Annotated in this window: 11 protein-coding genes; 6 read left to right on the forward strand and 5 right to left on the reverse strand. The window is 69.7% G+C overall.

The window, feature by feature from the left end; genetic code table 11:
- Positions 1-30 precede the first annotated feature (30 nt).
- From IE257_RS34905 to moaA, 3 genes are all read left to right on the forward strand, one after another.
- The gene (locus IE257_RS34905; RefSeq protein WP_189973856.1) at positions 31-396 is read left to right on the forward strand and encodes a DUF485 domain-containing protein; all 366 of its coding nucleotides are present in this window, start codon (positions 31-33) and stop codon (positions 394-396) included.
- On the forward strand, positions 393-2021 hold the full coding sequence (locus IE257_RS34910) for a monocarboxylic acid transporter (protein ID WP_189973857.1): 1629 nt from the start codon (positions 393-395) through the stop codon (positions 2019-2021). Before IE257_RS34905 ends, IE257_RS34910 begins: the two co-directional genes overlap by 4 nt.
- A 178-nt stretch (positions 2022-2199) precedes the next feature.
- Positions 2200-3189: a GTP 3',8-cyclase MoaA gene (gene moaA / locus IE257_RS34915; protein ID WP_229920844.1), complete on the forward strand. Its 990-nt coding sequence runs from the start codon at positions 2200-2202 to the stop codon at positions 3187-3189.
- A gap of 30 nt (positions 3190-3219) precedes the next feature.
- Here moaA and IE257_RS34920 read toward each other — a convergent pair whose 3' ends face one another.
- On the reverse strand, positions 3220-3471 hold the full coding sequence (locus IE257_RS34920; RefSeq protein WP_189973859.1) for a hypothetical protein: 252 nt from the start codon (positions 3469-3471) through the stop codon (positions 3220-3222).
- Between the two features lie 136 nt (positions 3472-3607).
- Complete coding sequence (locus tag IE257_RS34925) at positions 3608-3886, reverse strand: DUF3099 domain-containing protein (RefSeq protein ID WP_189973890.1); 279 nt, start codon at positions 3884-3886, stop codon at positions 3608-3610.
- Between the two features lie 239 nt (positions 3887-4125).
- Here IE257_RS34925 and IE257_RS34930 point away from each other — a divergent pair, with 239 nt between their 5' ends.
- Positions 4126-4395 (forward strand): GlsB/YeaQ/YmgE family stress response membrane protein, encoded by a 270-nt coding sequence (locus tag IE257_RS34930; RefSeq protein WP_189973860.1) that lies wholly within the window; start codon positions 4126-4128, stop codon positions 4393-4395.
- Between the two features lie 100 nt (positions 4396-4495).
- Here the strand turns inward: IE257_RS34930 and tyrS are convergent, their stop codons facing one another.
- From tyrS to IE257_RS34945, 3 genes are all read right to left on the reverse strand, one after another.
- Positions 4496-5764: a tyrosine--tRNA ligase gene (gene tyrS, locus IE257_RS34935; RefSeq protein ID WP_189973861.1), complete on the reverse strand. Its 1269-nt coding sequence runs from the start codon at positions 5762-5764 to the stop codon at positions 4496-4498.
- 72 nt (positions 5765-5836) lie between these two features.
- Positions 5837-7237 carry a metallopeptidase TldD-related protein gene (locus tag IE257_RS34940; protein ID WP_189973862.1) on the reverse strand — a complete coding sequence of 467 codons (1401 nt, stop codon included), beginning with the start codon at positions 7235-7237 and terminating at the stop codon, positions 5837-5839.
- Positions 7234-8757 (reverse strand): TldD/PmbA family protein, encoded by a 1524-nt coding sequence (locus tag IE257_RS34945; protein ID WP_189973863.1) that lies wholly within the window; start codon positions 8755-8757, stop codon positions 7234-7236. The genes IE257_RS34940 and IE257_RS34945 overlap by 4 nt, the downstream gene beginning before the upstream one ends.
- Before the next feature lie 185 nt (positions 8758-8942).
- Here IE257_RS34945 and fabG point away from each other — a divergent pair, with 185 nt between their 5' ends.
- Entirely contained in the window at positions 8943-9662 is a 720-nt protein-coding gene (fabG, locus tag IE257_RS34950) for a 3-oxoacyl-[acyl-carrier-protein] reductase (protein WP_189973864.1), read from the forward strand.
- Positions 9663-9667: 5 nt separating this feature from the next.
- On the forward strand, positions 9668-10438 hold the full coding sequence (gene fabI, locus IE257_RS34955; RefSeq protein ID WP_030386475.1) for an enoyl-ACP reductase FabI: 771 nt from the start codon (positions 9668-9670) through the stop codon (positions 10436-10438).
- The last annotated feature ends 26 nt before the right edge of the window (positions 10439-10464 follow it).

Genomic DNA, 10464 nt, shown 5'->3' on the forward strand with positions numbered 1-10464 from the left:
ACCGCACCCGCGTCACAAGGAGATCCCCCCGTGACCACCGAAGCAGCGCCGCCGCCGGGCAGCGCGGGAACGCCACTGGCGGGCCCCACGGCAGATGACTACACGAGCGTCCAGCAGAGCGCGGAATTCGGCGAACTGCGCAGCTCCTACCGCTCCTTCGCCTTCCCGCTCACCGTGGCCTTCATCGCCTGGTACCTGCTCTACGTCCTGCTGTCCAACTACGCGGGCGGCTTCATGGGGACCAAGCTCTTCGGCAACATCAACGTCGCCCTCGTGCTCGGCCTCGCCCAGTTCGCGACGACCTTCCTGATCGCCTGGCTCTACGCACGGCACGCCGCCGCGAATCTCGACCCCAAGGCCGAGGCCATCAAGGCGCGGATGGAGGCCGCCGAATGAGCGGCACGCACCACCTGACGACACTCGCCGCGGGAGCCTCCGAGCACCGGCCGCTGATCATCACCCTGTTCGGGCTGTTCGTCGTCGCCACCCTGATCATCACGGTCTGGGCCGGCCGCCAGACCCGGGGCGCCGCCGACTTCTACGCGGGCGGCCGCCAGTTCACCGGCTTCCAGAACGGCCTGGCCATCTCCGGCGACTACATGTCCGCCGCGTCCTTCCTCGGCATCGCCGGAGCCATCGCCCTCTTCGGCTACGACGGCTTCCTCTACTCCATCGGATTCCTCGTCGCCTGGCTGGTCGCCCTGCTGCTCGTCGCCGAGCCGCTGCGCAACTCCGGCCGCTACACGATGGGCGACGTCCTCGCGTACCGGATGCGCCAGCGGCCCGTCCGCACCGCCGCCGGCACCTCCACCATCGTGGTCTCGATCTTCTACCTGCTCGCCCAGATGGCCGGTGCCGGCGTGCTCGTCTCGCTGCTCCTCGGCATCACCAGTGACGGCGGCAAGGTGGCCGTCGTCGCCCTGGTCGGCGTACTGATGATCCTCTACGTGACCATCGGCGGCATGAAGGGGACCACCTGGGTCCAGATGATCAAGGCGGTGCTGCTGATCGCGGGCGCCCTGCTGATCACCTTCCTGGTGCTGCTGAAGTTCAACTTCAACATCTCCGACCTGCTCGGCACGGCCGCCGACAACAGCGGACAGGGGGTGAAGTTCCTCGAACCCGGGCTCAAGTACGGCAAGGACTCGACCTCGAAGCTGGACTTCATCTCGCTCGGCCTCGCCCTCGTCCTCGGCACCGCGGGGCTTCCGCACATCCTGATCCGCTTCTACACCGTGCCCACCGCCCAGGCCGCCCGTAAGTCCGTCCTCTGGGCCATCGGCATCATCGGCGGCTTCTACCTGATGACCATCGCGCTCGGCTTCGGCGCCGCGGCGCTGCTCGACCGCGCCGAGATCATCAAGTCCAACAAGGCGGGCAACACCGCCGCACCGCTGCTCGCCCAGGCCGTCGGCGGCGGCCCCGACTCCACCGGCGGTGCCATCCTGCTGGCCGTGATCTCCGCGGTCGCCTTCGCCACCATCCTGGCCGTCGTCGCGGGCCTCACCCTCGCCTCCTCCTCGTCCTTCGCGCACGACCTGTACGTGAACGTGATTCGCAAGGGCAAGGCCACCGAGAAGGAGGAGATGCGCGCGGCCCGCTGGTCCACCGTCGTCATCGGCGCCATCGCCATCGGCCTGGGCGCGCTCGCCCGCGACCTGAACGTGGCCGGCCTGGTCGCGCTCGCCTTCGCGGTCGCCGCCTCCGCGAACCTCCCGACCATCCTCTACAGCCTCTTCTGGAAGCGCTTCACCACGCGGGGCGCGCTCTGGTCCATCTACGGCGGACTGATCTCGGCCGTCGGCCTGGTGCTGTTCTCCCCGGTCGTCTCCGGCAAGCCCACCTCGATGTTCAAGGACGCCGACTTCTTCTGGTTCCCGCTGGAGAACCCGGGCATCATCTCGATTCCCCTCGGCTTCCTGCTCGGCTGGCTGGGAACCGTCCTCTCCAAGGAAAAGGCCGACCCCCAGAAGTTCGCCGAGCTGGAGGTCCGCTCCCTGACCGGAACAGGGGCGCACTGACATCGTCCGAACACCCAGCGTGGCCGCGTCGTAGATCCCTACGACGCGGCCACGTCACGTCTCGTTCATTCGGGGACCTCTGGATGACACACCCGTCACGTAGTCTCGAAATAGAACGCGTGAAGTAGATCCCATGCCCGCGCGTACCGCTACTTCCGGACAGGGGAGGGGGCCCACAGTGCTTCTCGATACCTACGGCCGCGTGGCCACTGACCTGCGCGTCTCACTGACCGACCGGTGCAACCTGCGGTGTACCTACTGCATGCCCGAAGAGGGGCTGCAGTGGCTCGGCAAGTCGGACCTGCTCAGTGACGAGGAGATCGTCCGGCTGATCCGCATCGCGGTCACACAGCTCGGTATCACCGAGGTCCGCTTCACCGGCGGCGAGCCGCTGCTCCGGCCGGGCCTGGTCGGCATCGTCGAGCAGTGCGCGGCCCTGGAGCCCCGCCCCAGAATGTCGCTGACCACCAACGGCATCGGTCTCAAGCGCACCGCGCAGGCCCTGAAGGCCGCCGGCCTGGACCGGGTCAACGTGTCCCTGGACACCCTGCGGCCCGAGGTCTTCAAGACCCTCACCCGCCGCGACCGGCACAAGGACGTCATCGAGGGCATGGCCGCCGCCCGCGAGGCCGGCCTCACCCCCGTCAAGGTCAATGCCGTCCTCATGCCCGGCCTCAACGACGACGAGGCCCCCGACCTGCTCGCCTGGGCCGTGGCGAACGAGTACGAGCTGCGCTTCATCGAGCAGATGCCGCTCGATGCCCAGCACGGCTGGAAGCGCGACGGCATGATCACCGCCGGGGACATCCTGGAGTCCCTGCGCACCCGCTTCACCCTCACCGAGGAGGGCGCCGCCGAGCGCGGCTCCGCCCCGGCCGAGCGCTGGGTGGTCGACGGCGGCCCCGCCACCGTCGGCGTCATCGCCTCGGTCACCCGCCCGTTCTGCGGAGCCTGCGACCGTACGAGGCTCACGGCCGACGGCCAGGTGCGCACGTGCCTGTTCGCCACCGAGGAGTCGGACCTGCGCGCCGCCCTGCGCTCGGGCGCCCCGGACGAGGAGATCGCCCGGCTCTGGAAGGTCGCGATGTGGGGCAAGAAGGCCGGGTCCGGCCTCGACGACCCGTCGTTCCTGCAGCCCGACCGCCCGATGTCCGCGATCGGCGGCTGATCCGGTCGGCCGCGCGGGCGCGGGAGCGGTTCAGCGGGGGCGTTCCGAGCCCTCCGGCTGCACCCACTCGTCCAGCTTCACGACGTCCTTGAGGAAACCGCGGACCCCCAGGAACTGGGAGAGGTGTTCGCGGTGCTCCTCGCACGCCAGCCAGGTCTTGCGCCGTTCCGGCGTGTGCAGCGTCGGGTTGTTCCACGCCAGCACCCACTCGGCCGCGTCGCGGCAGCCCTTGGCGGAGCAGGTGGGAGTCTCGTCGGAGCCGGGGGCGTTGGAGGAATTCACAGCCCCACATTAGAACGGAATGGCGACGCCGAGCAGCCACGGGGGGAGCTGCCCGGCGTCGGTCCGTCGCTCCGACGGGGGATGCGGAGCGCGTGAGCAGTATGTCACGCAGGACCCGGTGCAGTGCACCGGAACTTCATGATTGATCTGAGCTTTTCTTGAGGTTTCCCGCGTCGAGTGCCGGTCGTACGGGGGCCGGTACGAAGTGCGAGGGCAGCGAGGGAGTCGACTCGCGCCCGGCGTTCGCGATGACCACGGCAATGTAGGGGAGCAGGGCGCCCGCGACGAGCGTCACGATCGCCACCGGCCGCTGAACGTTCCACAACAGCACGGTCGCGATGACCGACAGGGTCCTGATTCCCATCGAGATCACGTATCGCCGCTGGCGGCCCCGCACGTCCTCGGCGAGACCCATGCGCGCACCGGTGATCCGGAAGACCTCGGCCCCGTTCCGCTTCTGCCGCTTCGTCCGCTCCACGCTCCACCACCCGATCGCCCACCGGGCACTCCCGGCCCGGACCCTCCCACGGTACGCCCGCCCCCGCGCCGAGAGGAGAGGGGGGACCCCCCGACGGCGCCGTCCGAAATGCGCCGTACGCCGGACGGGTCGAGACTGGCCCCACGTGCGCACAAGGCGCCAGGAGGAGGCTGGTCATGAGTTGGTTGTGGGCGATCATCGTCGGTTTCGTGCTGGGGCTGATAGCCAAGGCCATCCTGCCGGGCAAGCAGCACCAGCCACTGTGGCTGACCACCCTCTTCGGTATCGCCGGCGCCGTCCTCGGCAATGCCGTCGCCACCTGGATCGGCGTCGGCGAGACCAAGGGCATCGACTGGACCCGGCACCTGCTGCAGCTGATCGGCGCGGTCGTCATCGTCGGACTCGGCGAGATGATGTACGGAGCGATCAAGGGCAAGCGGCAGTGACGTGACACGCGCGGGTCATGACGAAGGGGCCGGCCGGACCTTGAGTCCGAACCGGCCCCTCCGCCGTGCTCCGCGGCGTGTCGTGGTGGCCTACGGCGCGTCAGGCGCCGGTGACCTCCACCGCGGCCAGGTTCTTCTTGCCCCGGCGCAGCACCAGCCAGCGCCCGTGCAGCAGCTCCTCCTTGGGGGGTACCGCGTCCTCGGCGGTGACCTTCGTGTTGTTCACGTAGGCGCCGCCCTCCTTCACGGTCCGGCGGCCCGCCGACTTGCTCGCGACCAGGCCGGTCTCGGCGAGCAGGTCCACCACGAGGCCGAGTTCCTCCACCCGGGCGTGCGGCAGCTCGGACAGGGCCGCGGCGAGCGTGGCCTCGTCCAGCTCCGCCAGGTCGCCCTGCCCGAACAGCGCCTTCGACGCGGCGATCACGGCCGCGCACTGGTCGGCGCCGTGCACGAGCGCGGTCAGCTCCTCCGCCAGCGCCCGCTGGGCGGCGCGCGCCTGCGGCCGCTCGGCGGTCTGCGCCTCCAGCTCCTCAAGCTCCTCGCGGGACTTGAAGGAAAGGATCCGCATGTAGGTGGAGATGTCCCGGTCGTCCACATTCAGCCAGAACTGGTAGAACGCGTACGGCGTGGTCATCTCCGGGTCGAGCCACACGGCCCCGCTCTCGGACTTGCCGAACTTGGTGCCGTCCGCCTTGACCATCAGCGGGGTCGCCAACGCGTGCACGACCGCGCCCGGCTCGACCCGGTGGATCAGGTCGAGTCCGGCCGTCAGGTTGCCCCACTGGTCGGAGCCGCCCTGCTGGAGCACGCAGCCGTAGCGCCGGTACAGCTCCAGGAAGTCCATGCCCTGGAGCAGCTGGTAGCTGAACTCGGTGTAGCTGATGCCCTGGTCGGAGTCGAGCCGCTTGGCGACCGAGTCCTTCGTCAGCATCTTGTTGACCCGGAAGTGCTTGCCGATGTCCCGCAGGAACTCGATGGCGGACATGCCCGCCGTCCAGTCCAGGTTGTTCACCATGAGCGCCGCGTTCTCGCCCTCGAAGGACAGGAACGGTTCGATCTGGGTGCGCAGCCGGGTCACCCAGTTCGCGACGGTCTCCGGGTCGTTCAGGGTCCGCTCGGCCGTCGGTCGCGGGTCGCCGATCTGCCCGGTGGCCCCGCCGACCAGCGCCAGCGGCCGGTTCCCGGCCTGCTGGAGCCGGCGCACGGTGAGCACCTGGACCAGGTGCCCCACGTGCAGCGAGGCCGCGGTCGGGTCGAAGCCGCAATAGAAGGTGACCGGACCGTCCGCGAAGGCCTTGCGCAGCGCTTCTTCGTCGGTGGACTGGGCGAAGAGCCCGCGCCACTTCAGTTCGTCGACGATGTCAGTCACGGTCGTGACTCTCCTTGAGAGATGGAGTGAGTAGGGATGCGGATGAGGGGTCTACCCGCACATTCTAGGTGGTCAGACGCCCTTGCTTACCGAACTCATGTTGAAATCGGGGATACGCAGGGCCGGCATCGCAGCCCGCGTGAACCAGTCGCTCCACTCGCGCGGCAGGGTCTTCTCGGTCCGGCCCGCCTCCGAGGCCCGCGACAGCAGGTCCACCGGGGACTCGTTGAACCGGAAGTTGTTGACCTCGCCGACCACCTGCCCGTTCTCCACCAGGTAGACCCCGTCCCGGGTCAGGCCGGTGAGCAGCAGCGTCGCCGGGTCCACCTCGCGGATGTACCAGAGGCAGGTCAGCAGCAGGCCGCGCTCGGTGCCGGCGACCATCTCCTCCAGCGACTTCTCGCCTCCCGCGTCCAGGATCAGGTTTCCGAAGCCGGGCGAGAGCTGCATCCCGGTCAGCCCCGCGGAGTGCCGGGTCGTGGTCAGCCGGTTCAGGTGACCGTCCGCGATCCACTCGGTCGCCGGGACCGGCAGGCCGTTGTCGAACACCGAGGCGTCGTCGCCGGAGCTGTGCGCGATCACGAACGGCGCGGACTCCAGGCCGGGTGCGTTCGGGTCGCTGCGCAGGGAGAGCGGCAGCCCGGACAGCTTCTCGCCGAGCCGGGTGCCGCCGCCGGGCTTGGAGAAGACCGTACGGCCCTCCACCGCGTCCCGGGCCGCGGCCGACCACATCTGGTAGATCAGCAGGTCCGCCACGGCGGTCGGCGGCAGCAGGGTCTCGTACCGGCCGGCGGGCAGGTCGATCTTCCGCTCCGCCCAGCCGAGCCGTACGGCGAGCTCCGCGTCCAGCACGGTCGGGTCCACGTCCTTGAAGTCCCGGGTCGAGCGGCCCGCCCAGGCGGAGCGCTGCCGGTCCGGGGACTTCGCGTTGAGCTCCAGGGTGCCCTTCGGCTGGTCGTGCCGCAGCCGCAGGCCCGTCGAGGTGCCCACGTACGTGGAGACCAGCTCGTGGTTGGCGAAGCCGTACAGCTCCCGGCCGCCCTCGCGGGCCCGGGCGAAGGCCTCGCCGAGCGCCGGAGCGAAGTCCGAGAACACCGCCGAGCTCGTCTCGGCCGGGGCGTCGGTGAAGTCCGGCGAGGCCGGCGTCCCGGTGACCAGCGGCTGGGCGTCCTCGGCCGGGCCCGCTCCGCGGGCAGCCGCCTCGGCGGCCCGGACCAGCGGCTCCAGATCGTCCGCGGTCACGGCCGAGCGCGACACGACCCCCGAGGCCGTGCCCTCCTTGCCGTCGACCGTGGCGATGACCGTGAGGGTCCGGCCGCGGGTCACGCCGTTCGTCGTCAGGGCGTTGCCCGCCCAGCGCAGATTGGCGGTCGACCCTTCGTCGGCGATGACGACGCACCCGTCGGTGGTGGACAGCTCCAGCGCCCGCTCGACGATCTCATGGGGCTTGGTGATGCGAATCGACGAGCTCATCGCCCGGCCTCCTGCGTGGTGTTCAGGATGTTCACGTCGCGGAACAGCGCGGACGGGCAGCCGTGCGAGACCGCCGCCACCTGGCCCGGCTGGGCCTTGCCGCAGTTGAAGGCGCCGCCCAGGACGTAGGTCTGCGGACCGCCGACCTTCTCCATCGAGCCCCAGAAATCGGTGGTGGTGGCCTGGTACGCGACATCGCGCAGCTGCCCGGCCAGCCTGCCGTTCTCGATCCGGAAGAACCGCTGCCCGGTGAACTGGAAGTTGTAGCGCTGCATGTCGATCGACCAGGAGCGGTCGCCGACCACGTAGATCCCGCGCTCGACCCCGCCGATCAGGTCCTCGGTCGACAGCCCGCCCGGATCCGGCTGGAGGGACACGTTCGCCATCCGCTGGACGGGCACGTGGCCGGGGGAGTCGGCGAAGGCGCAGCCGTTGGACCGCCCGAGGCCGGTCAGCTTCGCGATCCGCCGGTCCAGCTGGTAGCCGACCAGGGTGCCGTCCTTGACCAGGTCCCAGCTCTGCGCCTGGACGCCCTCGTCGTCGAAGCCGACGGTGGCCAGCCCGTGCTCGGCGGTGCGGTCACCCGTCACGTTCATGATCGGGGAGCCGTACTTGAGCTTGCCCAGCTGGTCGAAGGTGGCGAAGGAGGTCCCCGCGTACGCCGCCTCGTAGCCCAGCGCCCGGTCCAGCTCGGTGGCGTGGCCGATGGACTCGTGGATGGTGAGCCACAGGTTGGACGGGTCCACCACCAGGTCGTAGCGCCCGGCCTCGACGCTGGGGGCCCGCATCTTCTCGGCGAGCAGCCCCGGGATCTGCTCCAGCTCGGAGTTCCAGTCCCAGCCGGTGCCGGTCAGGTACTCCCAGCCGCGGCCCGCCGGCGGGGCGATGGTGCGCATCGAGTCGAACTCGCCGGTCGTGCCGTTCACGGCGACCGCGGTGAGCTGCGGGTGGATCCGGACCCGCTGCTGCGTGGTCGAGGTGCCCGCGGTGTCGGCGTAGAACTTGTTCTCGTGCACGGCGAGCAGCGAGGCGTCCACGTGGGCCACCCCGTCGGCCGCCAGCAGGCGCGCGCTCCAGTCGGCGAGCAGCGCCGCCTTCTCGGCGTCCGGTACCTCGAAGGGGTTCACGTCGTACGCGGAGATCCACGTCCGGTCGGCGTGCACCGGCTCGTCGGCGAGCTCCACGCGCTCGTCCGAACCGGCGGCCTTGATCACCTGGGCGGACAGCTTCGCCATGGCCACGGCCTGCGAGGCCACCTTGGCGGCGGCGTCCATGGTCAGGTCCACACCGGAGGCGAATCCCCAACTGCCCCCGTGCACGACCCGGACCGCGTATCCGAGGTCGGTGGTGTCGGACCCGCCGGACGGCTTGGCGTCCCGCAGGCGCCAGGAGGCGCTGCGGATCCGCTCCAGCCGGAAGTCGGCATGGTCGGCGCCCAGCGCGCGGGCCCGGGCGAGCGCCGCGTCGGCGAGCGCCCGCAGGGGCAGCGCGGTGAAGGCCGCGTCGATGGAATGGGGCACGGAAGTCCTCCCGTGGTCGGAGCCGGTCGCACCGATCATGTCGCGATCGGGGCCCTTGTGCCTACATCTTTCTGTAGGGATTCGACAGAGCCCGTCGCAAGGCCCTGTCGGGGGTCGATTCTCCGTACGAGCGATGCGACCTATAGGTTTTTGGTATTCAAGACCGCTAGCGAAAGGGTGATCCGTTGAGCCGCTCGGTTCTCGTCACCGGAGGAAACCGGGGCATCGGCCTCGCCATCGCCCGAGCCTTCGCGGAGGCCGGCGACAAGGTCGCGATCACGTACCGGTCGGGTGAGCCGCCGGAGGCGCTCGCCGCACTCGGTGTTCTGGCGGTGCGGTGCGATATCACCGACTCCGAGCAGGTGGAGCAGGCCTACAAGGAGATCGAGGACAAGCACGGTGCGGTCGAGGTGCTGGTGGCCAACGCCGGCATCACCAAGGACACGCTGCTGATGCGCATGTCCGAGGAGGACTTCACGTCGGTCCTCGACACCAACCTCACCGGCACGTTCCGGGTGGTCAAGCGGGCGAACCGTGGCATGCTCCGTGCCAAGAAGGGTCGCGTCGTCCTGATCTCCTCTGTCGTCGGGCTCATGGGCTCGGCGGGCCAGGCCAACTACGCCGCCTCCAAGGCCGCGCTGGTCGGTTTCGCCCGCTCGCTCGCCCGCGAGCTGGGTTCGCGCAACATCACCTTCAACGTCGTCGCCCCCGGTTTCGTGGACACCGACATGACGAAGGTGCTCACCGACGAGCAGCGCGCCGGCATCGTGGGCCAGGTCCCGCTCGGCCGTTACGCGCAGCCCGAGGAGATCGCGGCAGCCGTGAGCTTCCTGGCGTCCGACGACGCCGCGTACATCACAGGAGCCGTCATTCCCGTTGACGGCGGATTGGGCATGGGTCACTGATCACCATGAGCGGAATTCTCGACGGCAAGCGCATCCTCATCACGGGTGTGCTGATGGAGTCGTCCATCGCCTTCCACACCGCCCGGCTGGCCCAGGAGCAGGGCGCCGAGGTCATCCTCACCGCCTGGCCGCGCCCGAGCCTGACCGAGCGCATCGCCAAGAAGCTGCCCAAGCCGGTCAAGGTGATCGAGCTCGACGTCACCAACGACGAGCACCTGGCCCGCCTGGAGGGCCTCGTCCGCGACGAGCTCGGTGGCCTCGACGGCGTCGTCCACTCGATCGGCTTCGCGCCGCAGGACGCCCTCGGCGGCAACTTCCTGAACACGCCGTTCGAGTCGGTGGCCACGGCCATGCACGTCTCGGCGTTCTCGCTGAAGTCGCTGACCATGGCGTGCAAGCCGCTGTTCCCGGCGGAGGGCGCGGCCGTCGTCGGCCTCACCTTCGACGCGCAGTTCGCCTGGCCGCAGTACGACTGGATGGGCCCGGCCAAGGCCGCCCTGGAGGCCACCAGCCGCTACCTCGCCCGTGACCTGGGCAAGGAGAACATCCGCTGCAACCTGGTCTCGGCCGGTCCGATCGGCTCGATGGCCGCGAAGTCCATCCCGGGCTTCTCGGAGCTGGCGGACGTCTGGAACTCCCGCTCGATGCTGGAGTGGGACATGAGCGACCCGGAGCCGACGGGCAAGGGCGTCGTCGCCCTGCTCTCGGACTGGTTCCCGAAGACCACCGGCGAGATCGTCCACGTGGACGGCGGCCTGCACGCGATGGGTGCCTGATCTCCGATCAGGTCTCCCGCGTCCGT

The sequence above is a fragment of the Streptomyces avidinii genome (genome assembly GCF_014650695.1).
Lineage (GTDB): Bacteria > Actinomycetota > Actinomycetes > Streptomycetales > Streptomycetaceae > Streptomyces > Streptomyces avidinii.